23 protein-coding genes are annotated in these 21,601 nt (G+C 73.5%); 15 read left to right on the forward strand and 8 right to left on the reverse strand.

Features of this window, described 5'->3' with window-relative positions; translation table 11 throughout:
- Positions 1 to 19 precede the first annotated feature (19 nt).
- Positions 20 to 1,366 carry an ATP-binding protein gene (locus HUT16_RS19975; protein WP_176189485.1) on the forward strand — a complete coding sequence of 449 codons (1,347 nt, stop codon included), beginning with the start codon at positions 20 to 22 and terminating at the stop codon, positions 1,364 to 1,366.
- A 144-nt stretch (positions 1,367 to 1,510) separates the two neighbouring features.
- Positions 1,511 to 3,325, forward strand: coding sequence for a bifunctional UDP-sugar hydrolase/5'-nucleotidase (locus HUT16_RS19980; protein ID WP_176189486.1), 1,815 nt, complete (start codon positions 1,511 to 1,513; stop codon positions 3,323 to 3,325).
- Between the two features lie 63 nt (positions 3,326 to 3,388).
- Here HUT16_RS19980 and HUT16_RS19985 read toward each other — a convergent pair whose 3' ends face one another.
- The 5 genes from HUT16_RS19985 to HUT16_RS20005 all read right to left on the reverse strand — a co-directional run bounded on the left by HUT16_RS19985 (position 3,389) and on the right by HUT16_RS20005 (position 8,920).
- The gene (locus HUT16_RS19985) at positions 3,389 to 4,792 is read right to left on the reverse strand and encodes a cell wall metabolism sensor histidine kinase WalK (protein ID WP_176189487.1); all 1,404 of its coding nucleotides are present in this window, start codon (positions 4,790 to 4,792) and stop codon (positions 3,389 to 3,391) included.
- Positions 4,793 to 4,851: 59 nt separating this feature from the next.
- Positions 4,852 to 5,625, reverse strand: coding sequence for a response regulator transcription factor (locus HUT16_RS19990; protein ID WP_176189488.1), 774 nt, complete (start codon positions 5,623 to 5,625; stop codon positions 4,852 to 4,854).
- 73 nt (positions 5,626 to 5,698) lie between these two features.
- A complete protein-coding gene (locus tag HUT16_RS19995) occupies positions 5,699 to 6,874 on the reverse strand; it encodes a S1C family serine protease (protein ID WP_254897897.1) in 1,176 nt (391 codons plus the stop codon).
- A 125-nt stretch (positions 6,875 to 6,999) separates the two neighbouring features.
- Complete coding sequence (locus HUT16_RS20000; protein WP_176189490.1) at positions 7,000 to 8,040, reverse strand: LacI family DNA-binding transcriptional regulator; 1,041 nt, start codon at positions 8,038 to 8,040, stop codon at positions 7,000 to 7,002.
- Positions 8,041 to 8,188: 148 nt separating this feature from the next.
- Positions 8,189 to 8,920 carry a response regulator transcription factor gene (locus tag HUT16_RS20005; RefSeq protein ID WP_176189491.1) on the reverse strand — a complete coding sequence of 244 codons (732 nt, stop codon included), beginning with the start codon at positions 8,918 to 8,920 and terminating at the stop codon, positions 8,189 to 8,191.
- A 597-nt stretch (positions 8,921 to 9,517) separates the two neighbouring features.
- Between HUT16_RS20005 and HUT16_RS20010 the strand changes: the two genes are divergently transcribed.
- From HUT16_RS20010 to HUT16_RS20030, 5 genes are all read left to right on the forward strand, one after another.
- Positions 9,518 to 9,823 (forward strand): MoaD/ThiS family protein, encoded by a 306-nt coding sequence (locus HUT16_RS20010; RefSeq protein WP_176189492.1) that lies wholly within the window; start codon positions 9,518 to 9,520, stop codon positions 9,821 to 9,823.
- Positions 9,824 to 9,955: 132 nt separating this feature from the next.
- On the forward strand, positions 9,956 to 10,612 hold the full coding sequence (locus HUT16_RS20015) for a DUF2993 domain-containing protein (protein ID WP_176189493.1): 657 nt from the start codon (positions 9,956 to 9,958) through the stop codon (positions 10,610 to 10,612).
- Between the two features lie 577 nt (positions 10,613 to 11,189).
- Positions 11,190 to 12,023 (forward strand): sulfurtransferase, encoded by an 834-nt coding sequence (locus HUT16_RS20020; RefSeq protein ID WP_033217631.1) that lies wholly within the window; start codon positions 11,190 to 11,192, stop codon positions 12,021 to 12,023.
- A gap of 39 nt (positions 12,024 to 12,062) precedes the next feature.
- The gene (locus HUT16_RS20025) at positions 12,063 to 12,353 is read left to right on the forward strand and encodes a DUF1416 domain-containing protein (protein ID WP_030458165.1); all 291 of its coding nucleotides are present in this window, start codon (positions 12,063 to 12,065) and stop codon (positions 12,351 to 12,353) included.
- 76 nt (positions 12,354 to 12,429) lie between these two features.
- Positions 12,430 to 12,717, forward strand: coding sequence for a DUF3099 domain-containing protein (locus HUT16_RS20030; protein WP_176189494.1), 288 nt, complete (start codon positions 12,430 to 12,432; stop codon positions 12,715 to 12,717).
- Here HUT16_RS20030 and HUT16_RS20035 read toward each other — a convergent pair.
- Positions 12,711 to 13,073 carry a DsrE family protein gene (locus tag HUT16_RS20035; RefSeq protein ID WP_176189495.1) on the reverse strand — a complete coding sequence of 121 codons (363 nt, stop codon included), beginning with the start codon at positions 13,071 to 13,073 and terminating at the stop codon, positions 12,711 to 12,713. The genes HUT16_RS20030 and HUT16_RS20035 overlap by 7 nt on opposite strands.
- Before the next feature lie 242 nt (positions 13,074 to 13,315).
- Between HUT16_RS20035 and HUT16_RS20040 the strand changes: the two genes are divergently transcribed.
- The 3 genes from HUT16_RS20040 (at position 13,316) to HUT16_RS20050 (ending at position 15,417) form a co-directional block, all read left to right on the forward strand.
- Positions 13,316 to 13,918, forward strand: coding sequence for an FABP family protein (locus HUT16_RS20040; protein ID WP_176189496.1), 603 nt, complete (start codon positions 13,316 to 13,318; stop codon positions 13,916 to 13,918).
- An 85-nt stretch (positions 13,919 to 14,003) separates the two neighbouring features.
- Positions 14,004 to 14,450 carry a Fur family transcriptional regulator gene (locus HUT16_RS20045; RefSeq protein WP_176189497.1) on the forward strand — a complete coding sequence of 149 codons (447 nt, stop codon included), beginning with the start codon at positions 14,004 to 14,006 and terminating at the stop codon, positions 14,448 to 14,450.
- 10 nt (positions 14,451 to 14,460) lie between these two features.
- Positions 14,461 to 15,417: a folate-binding protein YgfZ gene (locus tag HUT16_RS20050; RefSeq protein ID WP_176189498.1), complete on the forward strand. Its 957-nt coding sequence runs from the start codon at positions 14,461 to 14,463 to the stop codon at positions 15,415 to 15,417.
- 41 nt (positions 15,418 to 15,458) lie between these two features.
- Here HUT16_RS20050 and dtd read toward each other — a convergent pair whose 3' ends face one another.
- Positions 15,459 to 15,890, reverse strand: a complete 432-nt coding sequence (gene dtd, locus HUT16_RS20055) for a D-aminoacyl-tRNA deacylase (protein WP_176189499.1) — start codon at positions 15,888 to 15,890, stop codon at positions 15,459 to 15,461.
- A 350-nt stretch (positions 15,891 to 16,240) separates the two neighbouring features.
- On the opposite strand from dtd, the gene HUT16_RS20060 reads away from it, so the two are divergent.
- From HUT16_RS20060 to HUT16_RS20070, 3 genes are all read left to right on the forward strand, one after another.
- Positions 16,241 to 16,762 carry an ABC transporter substrate-binding protein gene (locus HUT16_RS20060; RefSeq protein WP_176189500.1) on the forward strand — a complete coding sequence of 174 codons (522 nt, stop codon included), beginning with the start codon at positions 16,241 to 16,243 and terminating at the stop codon, positions 16,760 to 16,762.
- A gap of 60 nt (positions 16,763 to 16,822) precedes the next feature.
- Complete coding sequence (locus HUT16_RS20065) at positions 16,823 to 17,773, forward strand: asparaginase (RefSeq protein ID WP_176189501.1); 951 nt, start codon at positions 16,823 to 16,825, stop codon at positions 17,771 to 17,773.
- Between the two features lie 111 nt (positions 17,774 to 17,884).
- On the forward strand, positions 17,885 to 18,106 hold the full coding sequence (locus HUT16_RS20070; protein WP_176189502.1) for a dodecin: 222 nt from the start codon (positions 17,885 to 17,887) through the stop codon (positions 18,104 to 18,106).
- Between the two features lie 103 nt (positions 18,107 to 18,209).
- Here HUT16_RS20070 and HUT16_RS20075 read toward each other — a convergent pair whose 3' ends face one another.
- Positions 18,210 to 18,701: an inorganic diphosphatase gene (locus HUT16_RS20075; protein ID WP_176189503.1), complete on the reverse strand. Its 492-nt coding sequence runs from the start codon at positions 18,699 to 18,701 to the stop codon at positions 18,210 to 18,212.
- A 77-nt stretch (positions 18,702 to 18,778) separates the two neighbouring features.
- Here HUT16_RS20075 and dacB point away from each other — a divergent pair, with 77 nt between their 5' ends.
- The gene (gene dacB, locus HUT16_RS20080) at positions 18,779 to 20,209 is read left to right on the forward strand and encodes a D-alanyl-D-alanine carboxypeptidase/D-alanyl-D-alanine-endopeptidase (protein ID WP_176189504.1); all 1,431 of its coding nucleotides are present in this window, start codon (positions 18,779 to 18,781) and stop codon (positions 20,207 to 20,209) included.
- A gap of 112 nt (positions 20,210 to 20,321) precedes the next feature.
- Positions 20,322 to 21,488, forward strand: a complete 1,167-nt coding sequence (locus HUT16_RS20085) for a zinc-dependent metalloprotease (RefSeq protein WP_176189505.1) — start codon at positions 20,322 to 20,324, stop codon at positions 21,486 to 21,488.
- Positions 21,489 to 21,601: the final 113 nt, after the last annotated feature.

A 21,601-nucleotide genomic window follows, 5' to 3' on the forward strand; every position in this document is an offset into this window, starting at 1 on the left:
GACCCCCGGAGGCCCGTCGATGCTCGGCAAGCTCACCGATTCCTTCACCAGCACGCTGTTCGGCCGGGTGGAGACCACCCGGCTGCCGGTGCGCACCTCCAGCGGCCAGGCGCAGGCGGTGTACCTGCCGACCGCGGCGCCCGGTCTCGGCGACTCCGGGGTGATCATCGGCCGCGAGGTGTACAGCGGCAAGGGCTACGTCTACGACCCGTTCCAGCTGTACGGCCAGCAGCTGCCGGCCCCGCACTGGCTGGTGCTGGGGGAGTCCGGCAACGGCAAGTCGGCGCTGGAGAAGACGTACGTGCTGCGGCAGTTGAGGTTCCGCGACCGCCAGGTGGTGGTGCTGGACGCGCAGGGCGAGGACGGCGTCGGCGAGTGGAACCTGATCGCGAACGCGCTGGGGATAAAGTCCATCCGGCTGGACCCGCAGGCGGCCCTGGGCGGCGGCGTGAAGCTGAACCCGCTGGACCCGGCGATCACCACCAGCGGCCAGCTGTCGCTGCTGCGCACCATCATCGAGGTGGCGATGGGCCGCGGCCTGGAGGAGCGGGCCGGGTTCGCGCTGAAGGCCGCGCACGCGTACGTGCTGGCCACGGTGACGGACCGCCAGCCGGTGCTGAACGACATCATCGACACGCTGCGCAGCCCCGACCTGTCGGCGGTGGAGTCGCTGGGCGTCGAGGTCGGCGAGGTGCAGTCCTGGGGCCTGGACGTGGCGCTGGTGCTGGACCGGCTGGTCGACGGCGACCTGCGGGGCATGTTCGACGGCCCGACCTCGGCCGGCATCGACCTGGACGCGCCGCTGATCGTCTTCGACCTGTCGCACATCGACCGGAACTCGATCGCGATGCCGATCCTGATGGCGATCGTCGGCGTGTGGCTGGAGCACACCTGGCTGCGGCCGGACCGGGTGAAGCGGATCTTCCTGGTCGAGGAGGCCTGGCACATCATCAACAGCCCGTTCGTGGCCCAGCTGTTCCAGCGGCTGCTGAAGTTCGGCCGCCGGCTGGGCCTGTCCTTCGTGGCGGTGGTGCACCACCTGTCCGACGTGGTGGACGGGGCCGCGGCGAAGGAGGCGTCGGCGATCCTGAAGATGGCCTCGACCCGGACCATCTACATGCAGAAGGCGGAGGAGGCGCGGGCCACCGGCCGGGTGCTGGGCCTGCCCCGCTGGGCGGTGGAGATCATCCCGACGCTGTCGCCGGGCATCGCGGTGTGGGACGTCAACGGCAACGTGCAGGTGGTGAAGCACATCATCACCGAGGCCGAGAAGCCGCTGGTGTACACCGACCGCGCGATGACCGAGGACGTAGTGGCCGAACGGGAGCGCGCGGACCAGCAGCTGGCGGCGCAGCCGAGGATCTGACGGCCCGTCGCGCCGGGTGTTCGTCAGGTTGCGGATACCAGCTCGTTACTCGCAGGTTCCTGACAGCTACGCGCGTTGACCCTAGGCTGCACCCTGACAACGCCAGGCCGCGCTGCCGCGGCCCCGACGGTCCAGGGGACACCCATGCCCATTTCCGGTACCACCGGCCGCCGCACGGCCGCCCTCGCGGTCGCCGCGGCCGCCGCCCTCTTCGGCACGGTGGCGCTCCCGGCCACCGCCGAGGCCCACGGCCGGGGCCACGGCCACGACAGGCCCAAGTACGAGGACCTCCAACTCCTCGCCATCAACGACTTCCACGGCAACCTGGAGCCCCCGGCCGGTTCCTCGGGCACGGTCAACGAGATCGACCCGGCCACCGGCAAGACCGTCGCCACCCCGGCCGGCGGCGTCGAGTACCTGGCCACCGCGCTGCGCGACGCCCGCAAGGGCCACGCCAACAGCCTGACCGTCGCGGCCGGCGACATCATCGGCGCCAGCCCGCTGGTCTCCGGCCTGTTCCACGACGAGCCGACCATCGAGGCGATGAACGAGATCGGCCTCGACGTCACCTCGGTGGGCAACCACGAGTTCGACGAGGGCTCGGCCGAGCTGCTGCGGATGCAGAACGGCGGCTGCCACCCGACCGACGGCTGCTACGAGAAGGGCCGCAAGTTCAAGGGCGCGGACTTCCCGTACCTGGCGGCGAACGTCACCAACGAGAAGACCGGCCGGACGCTGCTCAAGCCGTACTGGGTGACCAACGTCCACGGCGTCAAGGTCGGCTTCATCGGCGTGACCCTGGAGGGCACCCCGAACATCGTCACCGCCGCCGGCGTGCAGGGCCTCAAGTTCGGCAACGAGGTCACCACCATCAACAAGTACGCGGCCGAGCTGAAGCGGCAGGGCGTCAACTCGATCGTCGCGCTGATCCACGAGGGCGGCCTGCCCGCCAGCAACGTCTACAACTACGACTGCGGCGCGGCCGGCGCGGGCGTCTCCGGCCCGATCGTGGACATCGCCCGGAACATCGACCCGGCCGTCGGGGCGATCGTCACCGGCCACACCCACAACTCGTACGCCTGCATGATCCCGGACCCGAACGGCGTGCCCCGCTCGGTCACCAGCGCCGCCTCCTTCGGCCGCCTGTACACCGAGATCGACCTCAAGCTGGACAAGCGCACCGGCGCCATCGTCCGCCCGTCGGTCACCGCCGCCAACCACGTCGTGCGCCGCGACCTGCCGAAGGCGCCGGACCTGACCGCGCTGATCGAGCGGTACACCAAGCTGGCCGCGCCGATCGCCAACCGGGCCACCGGCTACATCACCGCCGACATCAACGGCCGCGGCTCCACCGCGCTGGAGAAGCCGCTCGGCGACCTGATCGCCGACGCCCAGCTGGCCGGGCTCTCGCCCGCCGACAAGGGCGGCGCGCAGGTGGCGTTCATGAACCCCGGCGGCATCCGCGCCGACCTGGTGTACAAGGCCACCGGCGCCGAGGGCGACGGCGTGGTGACCTACGGCGAGGCGTTCGCCGTCCAGCCGTTCACCAACATGATGCAGGTCAAGACGCTGACCGGCGCCCAGCTGGTGCAGGCCCTGCAGCAGCAGGTCTCCGGCGCCAACGAGGCCTCCCCGAAGGTCCTGCAGATCTCCTCGAACCTGCACTACACCCTCGACCTGAACCGGTCCGGCGCGGCCCGCGTGCTGGTCGACTCGATCCGCCTGAACGGCGCGCCGATCGACCCGGCCGCGAACTACCGGGTCGCCGCGAACGAGTTCCTGGCCGGCGGCGGCGACGGCTTCCCGGCCTTCGCGGCCGGCACCGACAAGCTGGTCGGCGCCTCCGACCTCGACCTGTTCAACGCCTACCTGACCGCCCACAGCTCGGCGAGCGCCCCGATCGCGCCGCCCGCTCAGGACCGGATCAAGGTCATCGGCGTCGGCGAGGACAACGGCTGACACCCCGGCGGTGCCGGAGGGCGGGGCACCCCGGGTGCCCCGCCCTCCGGCGTCCGCTCCCGCTCAGCGCGGCTCCTCCGGCTGCCCCGGCAGCACCATCACCGCCTGCGTCCCCGGCCCGCCGTCCGGGGCCGGGCCCAGCGAGACCTGCCCGCCGGTGTCCTGCACGGTCTGCGCCACGATCGACAGGCCCAGGCCCGAACCGGGCAGCTGCCGCGAGGACGGCGAGCGCCAGAACCGGTCGAAGACGTACGGCAGTTCCTCCGCCGGGATGCCGGGCCCGTGGTCCCGGACCGTCAGCCGGCCGCCGTGCAGCCGCACCTCGATGGTCCCGGCGGGCGGCGAGTACTTCACCGCGTTGTCCAGCAGGTTGATCACCGCCCGCTCCAGCGCCGCCGGGTCCCCGTGCACGTACCAGGGCCGCACGTCGGTGTCGAAGACCAGCGACGGCCCGCGCAGCCGGCCCCGCTCCAGCGCCCGCCCCACCGTCTCGTGGAACGGCACCACCGTCCGCACCGCCTCCGGGTTCGGCGTGTCCGGCCGGGAGAGTTGCAGCAGGTCCCCGATCAGCAGGGTCAGCTCCTGCATCTGCGCCTTCATGTTCCCCAGCATCCGCGCCCGGGTCTCCGGCGGCAGCGCCCGCCCCTGCGCGTCCGACCGGATCAGCAGGTCCACGTTGGTCCGCAGCGAGGTGAGTGGCGTGCGCAACTCGTGCCCGGCGTCGGCGATCAGCCGGGTCTGCCGCTCCCGGGAGTTGGCGAGCGCGGTCGACATCGAGTTGAACGAGGTGGACAGCCGGGCGATCTCGTCCTTCCCGTTGACCGGGATGGTGGTGCCGACCTCCTCGGTCCGGGCGATGTGCTCGACCACGTCGGTCAGTTGGTCGACGGGCTTGAGCGCGGAGCGGGCGATCAGCCGCCCGGTGAAGCCCGCGCCGACCACGCCCAGCCCGGCCAGGCCGGCCATCAGCAGGGCGAGGCTGTTCAGCGAGCCCTCCACCCCGGAGGTCGACAGGGCGGTGATCATGACGGCCGGCTGCTTCACGCCGTCCCGCAGGATCGCGGTGGTGGTGAGCCGCACCTGTGCGGACTCGCCGTCCACGTAGCTCCCGTCGCGGAACTGCTGGGCCTTGGGGCTCGACAGCAGCGAGATGTCGTCCGACCGCGTCTCCACCGCCTTGGTCGCGGACCCGAGGAAGCACACGCTGCCGTCGGGCAGCAGGAACTGGTAGTCGTACTTCTGCGGGTTGAAGTGGTCGGTGCCGCCCCTGGAGGGGACCTCCTCCAGCGCCGCGGTCGGCGTCGAACCGCAGTACAGCGGGTTCTGCTGCCCGGGCGGCACCAGCGGGGCCCGGGGCGAGTTCGCCAGGTTGTCGTGGACGTCCTGGTAGAGCTTCTCCCGGACGACCAGCCAGCAGGCCACCGCCACCACCGCGATCGCCACCGCCACCGCGGCGGCGGTGAGCATGGCCAGCCGGCTCCGCAGCGACCTGCCGCGGAACCACCCCGTGAGCCGGCCGGTCAGCTTCACGCCGCGGCGCCGGTCGCGGCGCGCAGCGCGTAGCCGACGCCGCGGACGGTCTGGATGATGCGGGGCATGCCGTGCTGCTCGGTCTTGCGGCGCAGGTACATGACGTAGACGTCGAGGGAGTTGGAGGAGGGCTCGAAGTCGAAGCCCCAGACGGCCTTCAGGATCTGCTCGCGGGTGAGGACCTGGCGCGGGTGGGAGAGGAACATCTCCAGCAGCATGAACTCGGTGCGGGTGAGTTCGATGGGGGTGCCGTCGCGGGTGACCTCGCGGGTCGCGGTGTTCATCCGCAGGTCGGCGAAGGCCAGCACCTCGCCGCCGTCCTCGTCGGCGGCGGTGCGGGCGGCGGCCTCGGCGGCGAGCGCGTTGCGGCGGAGCAGGGCGCGGACCCGGGCGAGGAGCTCGTCGAGCTCGAAGGGCTTGGCGAGGTAGTCGTCGGCGCCGACGTCGAGGCCGGTGACGCGGTCGCCGACGGCGTCGCGGGCGGTGAGCATCAGGACGGGCACGGTGTCGCCGCGGGAGCGCATCCGGCGGACGGCGGTGAGGCCGTCCATCCGGGGCATCATGATGTCCAGCAGCACCAGGTCGGGGTGGTCGCGTTCGACGGCGGCCAGGGCCTCGTAGCCGTCGGTGGCGGTGGTGACCTGGTAGCCCTCGAAGGCGAGGCTGGATTCCAGCGCGTCGCGCAGCGCGGGTTCGTCGTCGACCACGAGGACGCGGGCGCCGCCGCCCGGGGCCTCGGTGGGAGTGCGGTCGTCGGCGGGGGGAGTCATCGGCGCGGGGCCCTTTCTGAGTCCGGTGCGGTCCTGGCCATTGTCCGCCGGGTCCGGCGGATCGGGCGGTTCGTCAGAGCGTCTTGCCGGCCTGCATCTGGGACAGGACCTGCTTGACGCTGTCGATGGGGATGGCGAAGCCGAGGCCGACGCTGCCGGCGTCGGAGCTGCCGGTGGAGCTGGAGCCGGAGGCGGAGTACATCGCCGAGTTGAGTCCGATGACCTGCCCGGCGGCGTTGATCAGCGGGCCGCCGGAGTTGCCGGGGTTGAGCGCGGCGTCGGTCTGCAGCGCCTGGTAGGTGGCGGTGTCGGCGGAGGAGCCGGAGGAGTCGGAGGAGGAGCCCGTAGAGCCGCGCTGGCCGGGCAGCCGGGGGAAGCCGAAGCCGCCGTTGTTGCTGGTGGTGCCCTCGTCGACCTGGACGGAGACCTGCCGGCCCTTGGCGGAGATGATGCCGGAGGTGACGGTGCCGGTGAGGCCCTCGGGGTTGCCGATGGCGACCACCGAGTCGCCGACGGCCACGCCGTCGGAGTCGCCGAGGACGGCGGTGGTGAGGCCGCTGACGCCGGAGGCGGTGATGACGGCGGTGTCCAGGGACTTGTCGGTGCCGGTGACGGTGGCGGAGGCGGTGGAGCCGTCCTGGAAGGAGACGGTCATCTGGCCGCCGCCGCCGACCGCGCCGGAGACGACGTGGTAGTTGGTGAGGATCTGGCCGTCGGCGGTGAGCACCACGCCGGTGCCGGTGGCGGTGCCGCTGCCGGTCTTGACGGTGATCTGCACGACGGCGGGGGAGACCGCGGCGGCGATCGCCGACACGTCGGCGGTGCCGTCGGCGTTGGCGGAGACGGGGCGCACCAGGGTGCTGCTCGCGCCGGCGGAGCCGGTGCGGTCGCCGGCCAGGGCGCCGCCGGTGACGCCGCCGACCAGCGCGGCGATCGCGGCGACGGCGGTGACCAGGGCGAGCCGGCCGCGCAGCAGGCCGCGGCGGGCGCGGTGCCCGGCGGGCGGCTGCCGGCCGGCGCCGTCGTCGCCGGGTTCGGCCGCGAGCCCGAAGGTCGCGGGCAGCAGCGCCGGGTCGGGCGCGGCGGCGGGCGGCAGCGCCGGGTGGGCGGCCTCCTGGTACGGGGTGCCCCGGTACGGGTCGCCGGAGTGCGGCGGGTACGCGGGGGCGGCGGGCGGCTGCGGCGGGAGCCAGCCCGCGCCGCCGTCCTGGGGGTGGGGCTCGTGGGTGCTGCGGTGCTGGTCGCTCATGACGACCAAGCTCCGCCCGTTTCATGAAGACCGGATGAGAGCGTGGTACAGGTTCCCCGAGAAGCGCGTCAGCTTCTCATAAAGCCTGGTCAGGCCGGTGATCGGCCGGGGGAAGGACCCGCAGGTCAGGCCGGGTCGCCGCCGCATCCGCAGGAGCGCCGCACGACCAGCCGGGACGGGAACTTGCGGATGCGTTCGGTGTCGCTGCCGGGCACCATCAGCGAGTCGTCGAGGACCAGGTCGACGGCGGCCCGGGCCATCGCGTCCCGGTCGGAGGCGACGGTGGTCAGCGGCGGGGAGGCGAAGGCGGCCTCGGGGATGTCGTCGAAGCCGGCCACCGCGAGGTCCTCGGGGACGCGCAGGCCGAGCTCCTGGGCGGCCCGGAGCACGCCGATGGCCTGGTCGTCGGTGGAGCAGAAGAGGGCGGGCGGCCGCCGGTCGGAGCCGAGCAGCTCCAGCGCGACCTGGTAGGCGCCGTAGCGGTGGAACGGCGCGTCGATCAGGTGCGGCTCGGTGGGCAGGCCGTGGGCGGTCATCGCCAGCTCCCAGCCGGCGACGTGGTCGATGACCGGGTCGCCGGGGGCGGGGGCCTCGACCGGGCCGCCGAAGCAGGCCACGTACGGGTGGCCGTGCACCTCCAGCAGGTGGCGGACGATCAGCTCGGAGCCGCCGATGTCGTCGGTGACCACGGCGACGTCGTCGATCGCCTCGGGGCGGCGGTGCAGCAGCACCACCTTGGCGCCCTCCATGGCGGCGAACTCCTCGGCGGCGCGCTGCGAGGGGCCCTGGCTGACCAGGATCAGGCCGGAGACCCGCATGCCGAGGAAGGCGCGGACGTAGTGCACCTCGCGGTCGTCCACGTAGTCGGAGTTGCCGATCAGGACGAGCTTGCCGCGCTCGGAGGCGGCGCGTTCCACGGCGTGCGCCATCTCGGCGAAGAACGGCTGCCGGGCGTCGGGGACGACCATGCCGATCAGGTTGGTGCGCCGGGAGGCCATCGCCTGGGCGACCGAGTTGGGCCGGTACCCGAGCTGCTCGATGGCGGCGAGCACCTTCTCCCTGGTGGCCGGGGCGACCGGCCGGGGACCGTTGTTGATCACATAGCTGACGACCGCCGTCGAGGTGCCAGCCAGTCGGGCTACGTCGTCGCGCGTCACCTTGGCCACGGGGGGAGTCTACGCGGGTGGTTCGGTGCTCCCGCCAGGGGTGACACCTGGTGGGACGGCGGTTTCCGGACCGATCCGGGCAAAGCCGGGCGAGTGCCCCCGCGGGGCCGGGCGAGTGCGCGCGCGGTGCGGCCCGCCCGGCCGTCCGTCAGTGCTCGTTCCGCGCGCCGGTGCGGTTCTGCTCGGCCCGGTCGGCGCCCTTCTCGGGGCGCTCGGGCACCACGAAGCGGTAGCCGACGTTGCGCACGGTGCCGATCAACTGCTCGTTCTCGACGCCGAGTTTGGCGCGCAGCCGGCGGACGTGGACGTCCACGGTGCGGGTGCCGCCGAAGTAGTCGTAGCCCCACACCTCCTGGAGCAGCTGGGCCCGGGTGAAGACCCGGCCGGGGTGCTGGGCCAGGTACTTGAGCAGCTCGAACTCCTTGAAGGTGAGGTCGAGGACGCGGCCCTTGAGCTTGGCGGAGTAGGTGGCCTCGTCGACCGAGAGGTCGCCGTTGCGGATCTCCATCGGGCTGTCGTCGGCGGTCGCGTTCAACCGGCCGAGGGCGAGCCGCAGCCGGGCCTCGACCTCCGCCGGTCCGGCGGTGTCGAGCAGCACGTCGTCGACGCCCCAGTCGGCGGTGACGGCGGCCAGGCCGCCCTCGGTGACCACCAGGATCAGCGGGCTGCCGATGCCGGTGGAGCGCAGCAGCTGGCACAGGCTGCGGATCTGCGGCAGGTCGCGCCGGCCGTCGACCAGGATCACGTCGGCGCTGGGCGTGTCGACCAGGGCGGACCCCTCGGCGGGGGCCACCCGGACGCTGTGCAGGAGCAGCCCGAGGGCGGGCAGCACCTCGGCGGAGGGTTGCAGGGCGTTGGTCAGCAGGAGCAGTGAACTCATACCCGGTTAGTCCCCTTTCCGGGTCGTCGCGGTCGCGGCCGCCAGGGGGAGGGCGGCGGCAGCGGTACAGGGTGGGGGAGCGCCGACAGGGCCGGCGGGCGCGTCGGCGGACGGGGCGGCGGTGGCTCGCCCGGGGTCCCGCAACCCCCGGCGTCCCGCTGGTGCCTCGTCCATCGGCGTACCCTCCGGTCTGTCCCCGCCGGTGGCGCACCTCGTCGTGCGGCCGGCGGTGGGGGGCGTTCCGGCGGCCGGTGCGGGTGGTGCACCGTTCGCAAGAACGTCCGTACGGCGTCCTGAAAGCACAAAAGGACCCGGGGGCGACTCTGCCCGGATCCCTCACGGAACCGAGAATAGCCGACCGCTCGCGGCCTGGGGAGAGGCGCGAGCGGGGCGCGTGCGGCCGATCCGCCCTCCGGGCGGCGGTCCGGGGCGGCGTCCGGGCGGCGGCGCGGGCCCGGGTGGTTGCCTCCGGGTGGGGGGTGCGGGCGATGATGGGGGCCGCACCGGCCGCACCGTACGTGTACCCCGATCCACGGGTGGGCCGGCCGGCACCGGGCCGGCCGCCGTACCGGGCGAGGAGAGTCGAGAGGGGTTGCCGTGACCGCGACCGCCGAAGCCCGCACCGCCGCCGGATCACCCGCGCGGGTGAGCGGGACGGTCCGCTACTGGGCCGCCGCCAAGTCCGCGGCGGGCCGGGCCGAAGAGCCGTTCGAGGCCGCCACGCTGGCCGGGGTGCTGGCCGGGGTGCGCGCCGCGCACGCCGACCGGCCGGAGCTGCTGCGCCTGCTGGCGGCGTGTTCGTTCCTGCTGGACGGCGAGCAGACCGGCGGCCGGGAGCCCGCCGGGGTGCCGCTGTCCGAGGGCTGGACGGTGGAGGTGCTGCCGCCGTTCGCCGGAGGCTGATCACCGGTTCCCCGCTTGCCGTTCCGGAACTGGGGCACGCGTGCGATCGTCCCTATGTCCGGAGTCCGGAGTCATTCGCCGTCGAACGGACTCCGGACCGAACGTCCCAGGGGGAGTGCGATGCATGGCTCGGTGAAGCTGTTGATCGGTCTCGGCGTGGTGGGCGGCCTGCTGGTCGGCGCCGACCGGATCGCCGTCGGGGTCGCGGAGGACCAGGCGGCGGACGCGGCCGTCTCCTCCGGGTGGATGACCAGCAGGCCGGACGTCGAGATCGACGACTTCCCGTTCCTGACCAGCGCGCTGGCCGGCGAGCTGGACAAGGTCACGATGAGCTCGGACGGGATGACCGTGACCGACGGGAAGGAGACCGTGACGGTGCACTCCTTCCGGGCGAACATGTCCGACGTGAAGTTCACCGACTCCTACCGGGGCGTCACGGTCGGCCGCGGCGACGGCCAGGGGGTGATCTCCTACCAGGACCTGTCGAAGTTCGTGGCGGACGGGCGGATCGCCCTGGAGTACGCCGGCCCGGGCAAGGTGAAGACCTCGGTGGTCGGCACCACGATCGAGGGCAGACTGCACAGCGAGGGCAGCGACGTGGTCGTGGACGGCTTCGAACTCGCCGGCGCGGCCTCCCGGTTGAGCGGCCTGGCCGGAGACCTGCTGAAGCCCCGGCGGTTCGCCCTGACCGGCCTGCCGGCCGGCCTCTCGCTCTCCGAGGCCACCCCGGAGCCGGACGGGGTGCGGCTGGGCTTCACCCTCGCCCCCGGCACCAAGCTCGGCCGCTAGGCCCCGCCGAGCCGCCGGGCCGCCGAGCCGTCCGGACGTCCGGATGTCCGGATGTCCGGATGTCCGGATGTCCGGACGTCCGCTGGGCGAGACGCGCTGTCCAACCCGGGTGCCGGAACGTCCCGGAACGCCCGCTCGCCCGGTTCCCGCAAGGGGTCCCGGCTCGGCGGCACGCGAGTGAAAACCGGAAAATCCCAGAATTCGGACGATCGGGTCTCAGTATTCGACACGATGGTGACAGCGCCCCCGCCGGTTCCCTAGCATCGTCGTCATGAAGCGACAGGCGGACCTCACGAAGCGGCGGGCGGTAGACCACTGCCGCGTGTCGAGCTGCCTGTGTCGAATGCGCTGACCGGCGGTCGCGCCCCGCAGTCCCGGCACGTCCGCCCCGCTCCGACGCCGCTTGACCGGTAGCCACGGGCACCGGTGCGTCCGGAGCGACGAACACCCCCCTTGAACGACCCCGGCCGAAGCCGTGCCCACCCCCGTCCCAGCATGCGGACAGGTGTGCGGACGCGTGCGGTCCGGGAATCCTCCAGCAGCCCTTCCGCCAACCGCCCCCGGATGGAGAACCCACATGAGCCGCAGCGACGTCCTGGTCGACGCCGACTGGGTCCAGGCCCACCTGGACGACCCGAAGGTCGTCATCGTCGAGGTCGACGAAGACACCGCCGCCTACGACAAGAACCACATCCGCAACGCGGTCCGGATCGACTGGAAGAAGGACCTGCAGGACCCGGTCCGCCGGGACTTCATCGACCAGGCCGGCTTCGAGGCGCTGCTGTCCGCCAAGGGCATCGCCAACGACGACACCGTGGTGCTCTACGGCGGCAACAACAACTGGTTCGCGTCCTACGCCTACTGGTACTTCAAGCTGTACGGCCACGGCGACGTCCGCCTGCTGGACGGCGGCCGCAAGAAGTGGGAGCTCGACTCCCGCGAGCTGGTCGTCGAGCAGCCCGAGCGGGCCGCCACCCAGTACACCGCGCAGCCGGCCGACTCCTCGATCCGCGCCTTCCGCGACGACGTGGTCAACGCGATCGGTACCCTGAACCTGGTCGACGTCCGCTCGCCCGACGAGTTCTCCGGCAAGCTGCTCGCCCCGGCCCACCTCCCGCAGGAGCAGTCGCAGCGTCCGGGCCACGTCCCGTCCGCCAAGAACATCCCGTGGGCGAAGAACGCCAACGACGACGGCACCTTCAAGAGCGACGACGAGCTCAAGGCCCTCTACGAGGCCGAGGGCGTCGACCTGGCGACCGACACCATCGCGTACTGCCGGATCGGCGAGCGCTCCGCGCTCACCTGGTTCGTGCTGCACGAGCTGCTCGGCCAGGAGAACGTCAAGAACTACGACGGTTCGTGGACCGAGTACGGCAGCCTGGTCGGCGTGCCGATCGAGCTCGGCAACTGAGCCCCGGCTCGCACGACAGCAAGGAAGAGGGAGACAGACATGTGCGGTGCGAAGGCCGGCGGCCCGGACCTGGCAGGAGTTGACGTGGCCAACGAGACGATCATCCAGGGTTCGGTGACCCGCAACGACGAGCCGGTCAACGGCTACGTGCGGCTCCTCGACGAGAACGGCGAGTTCACGGCCGAGGTCCCGACCTCGGCGACCGGGCAGTTCCGGTTCTTCGCCCGCCCGGGCAAGTGGACGCTGCGGGCCCTGGTGCCCGGCGCCACCGTGGACCGCCAGGTGGTCGCCGCCCAGGGCGAGTTCACCGAGGTCGCGATCGCGGTCTGAGGACCGCGCGACAGCAGTGACGACGAGGGGCCCGGCCGTCTTCTGACGGCCGGGCCCCTCGGCCTACCCTGGAGGGGTGCAGGCACACCGACGGCACGTGCGCTACTTCGTGATGATGGGCGTCTGCCTGGCGCTGTTCGTCCTCGCGTGGGGCGTGGTGCGCTTCTGGTCGGTCGGCGCCGCCATCGGCATGTGCGTGGTCGCGATGGTGATCCCGCCGGTGGCCGCCGTCCTGGCCAACCGGCGCGACCGGGACGACGACTGGTGGAACGACCCGCGCTGGGACGACCCGCACTGGGAGCGCCGCGGCCACGACCGCGACGCGCCGGACCGCGAGCCCCCGCCGGACGGCGGCCGTCAGTAGACGAGCGCCCTGGCGTCGTCCGCCATCACCTCGGACAGGAACACCTGCGCCCCGGCGATCCGCACCCCCTCGATCACGTCGGCCTGCGCGATGCCCCGGCGCGCCGCGCACTGGGTGCACAGCGTCACGCTCCCGCCCGCCAGGACCGCCTCCAGCAGATCGGGCAGCGGCGCCGAGTGCGGCAGCTCGAACTCCGCGGCCCGCCCGGGCAGGGCGAACCAGGCGGACTCCCCGGTCAGCCAGAGCGAGAGGGGCACGCCGCTGGCGACGGCGACCGAGGCGACCGTGAAGGCCTGCGAGCAGCGTTCCGGCGCGTCGGACCCGGCGGTGACCTTGATGACCAGCTTCTTCGACATGCCCCAGAGACTACGGGCGCGAGGGGCGCCGGATAGACTCGCGCCGTACCACAGCCCGTCGAACCCGCCCCTGGGAGCGCACCGTGTCCGGTCTTGAGATCTTCTTCGACAGCCTGCTGGCTCTGATGGCCGTGCTGATCACCTGGTTCGCCATCTTCTCCGTCATGAAGCTCTACCAGGGCCAGCGCTGACGGCTGCCGTACGGTTGACCCGGTAACCGTCCGACGACACCAGCCAGGACCATGATCGAGATTCCTTCCGACCTCCACCGCGACGTCGTCCCGCTCGCCTTCCTCCTCGGCACCTGGGAGGGCGCGGGCGTCCACGCCCCCCTTCCCGGTCAAGAAGGCCCGGGCAGTGAGAAGTGCAACTTCGGCCAGGAGATCGTCTTCCGGCACGACGGCCGTCCCTTCCTGGAGTTCCGCTCCCGCACCTGGGTGCTGGACGAGCAGGGGGAGAAGGTCCGCGCACTGGAGACCGAGCACGCTTTCTGGCGGGTCACCAGCAACCAGCACGGCACCAGCGGCGAGCGCGAGATCGAGGTCTCCTCGGTCCGGGACGACGGCACCGTGGAGATCTGGTACGGCAAGCTGCACGACGGCAAGCCGCAGATCGACCTGGCCACCGACGCGGTCGCCCGGATCGAGGGCGCGGCCCCCTACAGCGGCGGCAAGCGGCTGTACGGCCTGGTCAAGGACGAGCTGCTCTGGGTCGGCGAGAAGGCCGCCCCCGAGGTGCCGCTGCGGCCGTACATGTCGGCGCAGCTGAAGAAGGTGCTCAACCCGGCGCAGTTGATCAACGACATCAACGACCTGCCGGACGACGGGATCGCGTTCTTCCGCTGACCCGATCGCATGCGCACGGGTAGGGGCCGGCCGGTCGGCCGGTCCCTACACTTGTCGTACGACCTCTCACCGGGCAGGGACACACGTGGCGAACAGCGAGACCACCGACTGGAAGGCCGACCTGCGCGAGCGCGGCTACCGGCTGACCCCGCAGCGCCAGCTGGTGCTGGAGGCCGTCGACGCGCTCGACCACGCGACCCCGGACGAGATCCTGGGGCAGGTCCGCAAGACCGCCAGCGGTGTCAACATCTCCACCGTCTACCGGACGCTGGAGCTGCTGGAGGAGCTCGGCCTGGTCTCGCACGCGCACCTGGGCCACGGCGCCCCCACCTACCACCTGGCGGGCCGGCACACCCACCTGCACCTGGTCTGCCGGGACTGCGACAAGGTCACCGAGACCGACACCGAGATCGCCGCCCCGCTGATCGACAGCCTGCGCGCCGAGCACGGCTTCGACACCGACCTCAAGCACTTCGCCATCTTCGGCCGCTGCGCGGACTGCACCGCCAAGCTGGCGGACGGGCAGCCGTAAGCTGGCGGGTATGAAGAGCCCGCTGCTTGCCCTGCCCGGCGCCGTTCCGGCCGAAGGTCCCGACGAGGGGGTCGCCGCCCACTACGGCGACCTGTTCCGCGAGCAGCGCGCGCTGGCCGACGGACGCGGCTTCGTGGACCTGTCGCACCGCGGCGTGATCACCGTGACCGGCCCGGACCGGCTCAGCTGGCTGCACCTGCTGCTCACCCAGCACGTCAGCCAACTGCCGCCGCAGCACGCCACCGAGGCGCTGGTGCTCTCCCCGAACGGGCACGTGGAGCACGCGCTCTACCTGGTCGACGACGGGGAGACCACCTGGATCCACGTCGAGCCCGGCGGCGCGCCCGCGCTGGTGACGTACCTGGAGTCGATGAAGTTCTGGAACCGGGTCGAGGTCGCCGACGCCACCGAGCAGTACGCGGTGGTCTTCCTGCCGGCCGGCTCCACCGCCCCGGTCGAGCGGGCCGCCGCCGTCCGCGAGCTCCCGTGGGGCCGGGACCTGTTCCTGCCGCGCGCCGAACTCGCGGCGGCCGCCGGGGAGTTCGGCCCGGCGGCGGGCGTCTGGGCGTACGAGGCGCTGCGGGTCGAGGGGCACCGGCCGCGGCTCGGCTTCGAGACCGACCACCGCACCATCCCGCACGAGGTGGACTGGCTGGGCAGCGCCGTGCACCTGCAGAAGGGCTGCTACCGCGGCCAGGAGACGGTCGCCCGGGTGCACAACCTGGGCCGCCCGCCGCGCCGCCTGGTGTTCCTGCACCTGGACGGCACCGAGGAGAAGCTGCCCGCGCACGGCACCGAGGTCCGCGTCGAGGGCCAGGAGCGCCCGGTCGGCTTCGTCACCTCCTCGGCCCGGCACCACGAGCTGGGCCCGATCGCGCTGGCCCTGGTCAAGCGCAACACCCCGGTGGACGCGGTCCTGCTGGCCGACGGCGTCCCCGGCACCCAGGACGTGATCGTCCCGGCCTGAGCGGCCTCCGCCTCCGTGAGACCCGCTCGTTCCTGAGAGGCTCAGACCTCCAGCAGGACGGTGAACGGCCCGTCGTTCACCAGCGACACCTTCATGTCGGCGCCGAACCGCCCGGTCTCCACCTGCGCGCCCAGTGCCCGCAGCTCGGCCACCACCGCGTCCACCAGCGGTTCGGCGACCGGGCCGGGCGCGGCGGCGTTCCAGGTGGGGCGGCGGCCCTTGCGGGCGTCCCCGTATAGGGTGAACTGGCTGATCACCAGCAGCGGGGCGCCCAGCTCCGAGCAGGACAGCTCGGGGCTGCCGGGGAACAGCCGCAGCGTCCAGAGCTTGCGGGCCAGCTGGGCGGCCTGCGCCGGGGTGTCCTCGTGGGTGGCGCCGACCAGCACGCACAGGCCCGGCCCCTCGATCGCGCCGACCGTCTCGCCGTCCACCGTCACGGCCGCCCCGGCGACCCGCTGCACCACTGCTCGCATGCCGCCCATTGTGCCGGGCCCGGTCCGCGGGGGGCGCGCGGCCTCCGGTTGCACGCCGGGGTCGCACGTGATGCGCCCCGATTCGTGCAGGTGAACCCGTGGCGCGGATTCTTCGTACTAGCCAGGGGGCTTCGCCAGGGGGCCGTTCGGGTACTCGGGCGTGCGGCGCCGGGGCCCGGGGTGGCACGCTGTCCGACGGCCCGGGCCCATCCGGGCCCCGCGGGGGCGTCCGCCGTCCCGGCGAACCGCGTCACCCGCACGAGTGGCAGCGCCCGCCGGGGGGAACCCTGGGGGGCGGGCGGCCCGTGCTACCGGGGCGGGCACTGGTACTACGGCAGGTGGTCGGATTGATGGACGTGAGCGCGGTCGACGGGCTGGCCGGCCTGGCCCTGGAGGAACTGCGGGTGCTCCGCCGGGACGCGCTGGAGCAGGAGGCCGACCTCTCCTACCTGCGCCGCCTGCTGCACGGCCGGATGGACATCCTGCGGGCCGAACTGCAGCGCCGGGAGATCATCCCGTTGCAGGCCGTCGGCGAGACGCCGTGCGCGCTGCTGGACCGGCTGCCGGCGATCCTCGCCGACGCCCCCTCGGCGACCCGCCGCCCGGCCCGGCACGTCACCCTGGGCCCGCCGCGCGGCGAGCGCTACCGGCTGGAGGCCGACGCCCTGATGGGCGACGTCCAACTGGCCGACCTGGCCGCGCACGCCACCGCCGACCTGCTGGCCGCCGTCGAGCGCCTGGACGAGCACCAGCGCGAGGTCTCCGGCCGCCGCCAGGCCCTCCAGCGCACCGCGGACGACTGCGGGGCCGAGATCACCCGCAGGTACCGTGAGGGGGAGGCCCGGGTCGACGACCTGCTCAGCGAGCGCTGAGCGGGGCGGCCGCGGCCGGGGCCACCCTCACCCTCACCGCACCGCCCTGGAGACCCACCCGTGTCGCAGTCCGCCCCGCCCGCCCTCGCCGAGGTCATACGCTCCGGCTTCACCGAGGGCCGCCACCGCGGTTCGCTGGTCCTGCTCGACGCCGACGGCGCCGTCGAGTTCGCCCTCGGCACCCCCGAGCTGCCGGTCTACCCGCGTTCCACCGCCAAGCCCTTCCAGGCGGTGGCCACCCTGCGGGCCGGCCTCGACCTGCGCGGCGAACAGCTCGCGCTGGCCGCCTCCAGCCACTCCGCCGAGCCCTTCCACCGCGCCGCCGTGCGCAAGGTCCTCGCCGACGCCGGCCTCACCGAGGCCGCCCTGCGGCTGCCCGCCGACCTGCCGCTGGACGCGGTCGAGGCCGAGGAACTGCTGCGCTCCGGCGGGGAGCGCGCCCCGGTCCTGATGGACTGCTCCGGCAAGCACGCCGCCTGGCTGGCCGCCTCGGCCGCCAACGGCTGGAGCCTGGAGACCTACCTCGACCCGGACCACCCGATCCAGCGGCTGGCCCGCACCGCCCTGGAGGAGGCCACCGGCGAGCGCGCCGCCCACCTGGGCACCGACGGCTGCGGCGCCCCGCTGCTGGCCGTCTCGCTCACCGGCCTGGCCCGCGGCTACCGCGCCCTGCTGCTGGCCGACCCGGGAACCGAGCAGCGCCGGGTCGCCGACGCGATGCGCGCCCATCCCGAGTACGTGGCCGGCACCCGCCGGGCCGACACCTGGCTGATGCGGGCGGTGCCCGGCGCGCTGTCCAAGATGGGCGCCGAGGCCGTCCAGGTGGTGGCGCTGGCCGACGGCCGGGCCCTCGCCTTCAAGGTCGAGGACGGCGCGGAGCGCGCCCGCGGCCCGGTGCTGGCCGCCGCGCTGCGCCGACTGGGCGTCCAGGACCCGGTGCTGGACCGGATCGCCGCCGCCCCGCTGCACGGCGGCGGCGACGTGGTCGGCGAGGTCCGCGCGGCCTTCTGACGGGCCGTCGGCGGGCGCACCGTCGGCGGACGCCGGGATGCCCGGGGCGGCACTTCGGTGCACGGTGGACGGCGGGGGAGCCATCCGCCGCCGCACCAGGGAGAGACCGCCATGACCGACCACACCTACCGGGTCACCGAGATCGTCGGCTCCTCGCACGAGGGCGTGGACGCCGCGATCCGCAACGGCATCGCCCGGGCGAACCGGACGCTGCGCAACCTGGACTGGTTCGAGGTGGTGCAGGTCCGCGGCCACATCGCGGACGGCGAGGTCGAGCACTACCAGGTCGGCCTGAAGGTCGGCTTCCGGCTGGACGACAACGACGGCGCCTGAGGCCGCCCGGCGACAGCCCGCGAACGCGCGGAGGGGCGGGAGTCCGGACCGGACTCCCGCCCCTCGCACAGGTGCTGCGGGGTGCCCCGGAGGGCGGTGCGGCTCAGTGGCCGCCCTGCTCCTGAAGGCGCTTGATCGAGGCGGTGATCTCGGCCTCGGCCTCGGCCCGGCCGACCCAGTCGGCGCCCTGGACGGACTTGCCCGGCTCCAGGTCCTTGTAGACCTCGAAGAAGTGCTGGATCTCCAGGCGGTCGAACTCCGACACGTCCTGCAGGTCCTGCAGGTGCGACCAGCGCGGGTCGGTCGCCGGGACGCAGAGCAGCTTGTCGTCGCCGCCCGCCTCGTCCGTCATGTGGAACATGCCGATGGCGCGGCACTTGATCAGGCACCCGGGGAAGGTCGGCTCCTCCAGGATGACCAGTGCGTCCAGCGGGTCGCCGTCGTCCGCGAGGGTGCCCTCGACGTAGCCGTAGTCGGCCGGGTAGCGGGTCGAGGTGAAGAGCATGCGGTCCAGACGGAGCCGGCCGGTCTCATGGTCGACCTCGTACTTGTTGCGCGAGCCCTTCGGGATCTCGATCAGGACGTCGAACTCCAACGGTTCCTCCAAGGGTTGGGACTGACAGAATCCAAGTGTCTCCTACGGCGGGGTGTGCTCAGGAAAGGGGCCGGTCGGTGAGATCAGGGACAGGGGCGGGGCGCGGGCGCGGGACCGTGCTGGCGGCCGCGCTGGGCGTGCTGCTGGCGGCCGGCCCGACGCTCGCCGGCCCCGCCGCGGCCCAGCCCTCACCGGACTCCGGGTACGGCAGGCACACCGACGACGGCCGGCACCGGGCGGTGCCGGTCAAGGGCCCCGTGCTGGCCGCGGGCGGCGCCGCCGACAGCAAGGCCCCGACCGGGGGCGGGCTGCGCACCGTGCTCGGCGCCACCGTCCAGGACGCGGCGCTGGGCACCCTGAACTTCGCGGTCGCCGACGCCGCCACCGGGGAGTTCCTGCTCGGCTCCCAGGAGGGCGTCCCGGCCACGCCCGCCTCCACCACCAAGCTCGCCACCGCCGTCGCCGCGCTCGCCCTGCTGCCCGCCGAGCGCCGGATCGCCACCACGGTCGTGCGGGGCGCCTCCGGCGGGATCACCCTGGTCGGCGGCGGCGACCCGACCCTGACCGCCCTGCCCGCCGACCAGGTCCGGATCGGCGGCGCCCCCGTCGACCGGGACAGCGCCCCCGCCTCGATGGCCGACCTGGCCCACCGCACCGCCGCCGCGCTGAAGGCCGCCGGCACCACCGAGGTCGAGCTCTCCTACGACACCTCGCTGTACAGCGGCCCGCTGCTGCACCCGGACCACGACGCGATGAACATCGCCGCGGTCACCCCGCTGATGGTCGACGAGGGCCGGATCGACCCGCGCTCGCCCGACGAGGCCCCGGCCCGGGTGTTCGACCCGGCGGGGCAGGCCGCCGAGACCTTCGCCGGCCTGCTCAAGGCCGAGGGCGTCACCGTGCGGGGCAAGCCCGGCCAGGCCGCCGCGCCCGCCGGGGCCGCCGAACTGGCCCGGGTCGAGTCGCCGACGGTCGCCCGGTTGGTGGAACGGATGCTCACCACCTCCGACAACACGCTGGCCGAGGCGGTCGCCCGGCAGGCCGCGGCCGCCGCCGGGCAGCCCGCGAGCTTCGAGGGCGCGGCGAAGACGGTCACCGGCGAACTGGCCGCGCTCGGCGTGCCGCTGGACGGCGTGCGGATCACCGACGGCAGCGGCCTGGCCAAGGCCAACCTGATCCCGCCGATCACCCTGGTGAAGCTGCTCGCCGCGGCCGCCGCCCCGGCCCACCCGGAACTGCGCCCGGTGCTCACCGGCCTCCCGGTCGCGGGCTTCTCCGGCACCCTGCTCAACCGCTTCGGCGCGAAGTCCGGCGCGAACGGGGCCGCGGGCATCGTCCGCGCCAAGACCGGCACCCTCCAGGGCGTCAACACGCTGGCCGGCACCGTGGTCGACGCCGACGGCCGGGTGCTGGCCTTCGCCCTGATGACCCGCACCGACGCCGACCCCGCCGCGGCCCGCGCCGCCGTCGACCGGATCGTCGCCAGGATCGCCACCTGCGGCTGCTGACCCGCCCGGGCCGCCCGCGCCGCCCGCCCGTCGCAGGTGTGCCCGGCCCCTCGGCGGGTAGCCGTGCGCGGGGTCCCTCCCCCGGGCGGGGGCGAGCACGTACGGTGAGGGCATGACGAGCGCGAGCGGCGGTGCGGAGATGGTCGACTGGGATCTCGCGGTGGCGACCGCGACGCGGCTCGCCCGGCCCGGGCCGCGGGTCGGCCGGGACGAGGCCAGGGCCGCCGTCGCCGAGCTGCGGCGGCACGCGGCGGAGGCCGAGCGGCACGTGCGGGAGTACACCCGGATGGGGTCGACCGCGGTGGCGGGGACGCCGGTGCTGGTGGTGGACCGGCCGGGCTGGGTGCGGGCCAACGTGGCGGGCTTCCGGACGGTGGTGCGCCCCCTGACGGAGAAGCTGGCGGCCCGCCGGGAGGGCGGCGGCCGGGGCGCGGCGGCGGCCGGTTCGGCGGGCGCGAAGGCGACGGGGGTGGAGGTCGGCGTGGTGCTGGCCTTCCTGTCGGCGAAGGTGCTGGGCCAGTACGAGACCTTCGCCCCGGCCGAGCTGCCGAGCGCCCCGGACAGCCCGGAGGGCCTGTTCGACCAGCCGCGGCGCGGCCTGGCCGTCCCGCCCGGGCGGCTGCTGCTGGTGGCGCCGAACATCGTCCAGGTGGAGCGCGAACTCGACGTCGCGCCGCACGACTTCCGGCTCTGGGTGTGCCTGCACGAGGAGACCCACCGGACCCAGTTCACCGCGGTGCCGTGGCTGCGCGACCACATCCAGTCCGAGGTGCAGGACTTCCTGGCGCAGACCGACGTCGATCCGGCGGCCTTCCTGGAGCGGCTGCGCGAGGCGCTCGGCGGCCTGCCGATCCCGGGCCTGGGCGGCGGGCGGCGCGCGGACCGCGAAGGTGCCGCCAGCGTCACCGACCTGGTGCAGACGCCCGCGCAGCGGGAGATCCTGGCCCGGCTGACGGCGGCGATGTCGCTGCTGGAGGGCCACGCGGACGTGGTGATGGACGGGGTGGGGCCCGCGGTGGTGCCCTCGGTGGCGGAGATCCGGGAGAAGTTCCAGCGCCGCCGCGACCGGGGCAGCGGCCGGCTGGACCTGGCGCTGCGCCGCTTGCTCGGGATGGACGCGAAGCTGCGCCAGTACCAGGACGGCGCGGTGTTCGTCCGGGGCGTGGTGGAGCGGGTCGGGATGGACGGCTTCAACCGGGTGTGGACCTCGCCGAACACGCTGCCGACCAAGGAGGAGATCCACGACCCGGCGTCCTGGGTGTCCCGGGTGATCGGCTGAACCCGACCGGGAAGGCACCGCGGGCGTCCGTTCCCGACCGGTCCGTCAACCTCGCGGGTCGTACACCTGGCGGCAGCCGTAACGTTTCTCCATTCACCCGTACGTGGGACGGT

This window comes from Kitasatospora sp. NA04385 (assembly GCF_013364235.1).
In the GTDB taxonomy this organism is placed as follows: Bacteria; Actinomycetota; Actinomycetes; order Streptomycetales; family Streptomycetaceae; genus Kitasatospora.

What these genes read in the sequence shown, in the direction of transcription:
- HUT16_RS20060 (WP_176189500.1), top strand. Translation starts at nt 16,241, where the DNA reads ATGGACGTGAGCGCGGTCGACGGGCTGGCCGGCCTGGCCCTGGAGGAA.
- HUT16_RS20020 (WP_033217631.1), top strand. Translation starts at nt 11,190, where the DNA reads ATGAGCCGCAGCGACGTCCTGGTCGACGCCGACTGGGTCCAGGCCCAC.
- HUT16_RS20085 (WP_176189505.1), top strand. Translation starts at nt 20,322, where the DNA reads ATGACGAGCGCGAGCGGCGGTGCGGAGATGGTCGACTGGGATCTCGCG.
- HUT16_RS19990 (WP_176189488.1), bottom strand. Translation starts at nt 5,625, where the DNA reads ATGACTCCCCCCGCCGACGACCGCACTCCCACCGAGGCCCCGGGCGGC.
- HUT16_RS20040 (WP_176189496.1), top strand. Translation starts at nt 13,316, where the DNA reads ATGATCGAGATTCCTTCCGACCTCCACCGCGACGTCGTCCCGCTCGCC.
- HUT16_RS19975 (WP_176189485.1), top strand. Translation starts at nt 20, where the DNA reads ATGCTCGGCAAGCTCACCGATTCCTTCACCAGCACGCTGTTCGGCCGG.
- HUT16_RS20070 (WP_176189502.1), top strand. Translation starts at nt 17,885, where the DNA reads ATGACCGACCACACCTACCGGGTCACCGAGATCGTCGGCTCCTCGCAC.
- dtd (WP_176189499.1), bottom strand. Translation starts at nt 15,890, where the DNA reads ATGCGAGCAGTGGTGCAGCGGGTCGCCGGGGCGGCCGTGACGGTGGAC.
- HUT16_RS20025 (WP_030458165.1), top strand. Translation starts at nt 12,063, where the DNA reads ATGTGCGGTGCGAAGGCCGGCGGCCCGGACCTGGCAGGAGTTGACGTG.
- HUT16_RS20050 (WP_176189498.1), top strand. Translation starts at nt 14,461, where the DNA reads ATGAAGAGCCCGCTGCTTGCCCTGCCCGGCGCCGTTCCGGCCGAAGGT.
- HUT16_RS19995 (WP_254897897.1), bottom strand. Translation starts at nt 6,874, where the DNA reads ATGAGCGACCAGCACCGCAGCACCCACGAGCCCCACCCCCAGGACGGC.
- HUT16_RS19980 (WP_176189486.1), top strand. Translation starts at nt 1,511, where the DNA reads ATGCCCATTTCCGGTACCACCGGCCGCCGCACGGCCGCCCTCGCGGTC.
- HUT16_RS20005 (WP_176189491.1), bottom strand. Translation starts at nt 8,920, where the DNA reads ATGAGTTCACTGCTCCTGCTGACCAACGCCCTGCAACCCTCCGCCGAG.
- HUT16_RS20035 (WP_176189495.1), bottom strand. Translation starts at nt 13,073, where the DNA reads ATGTCGAAGAAGCTGGTCATCAAGGTCACCGCCGGGTCCGACGCGCCG.
- HUT16_RS19985 (WP_176189487.1), bottom strand. Translation starts at nt 4,792, where the DNA reads ATGCTCACCGCCGCCGCGGTGGCGGTGGCGATCGCGGTGGTGGCGGTG.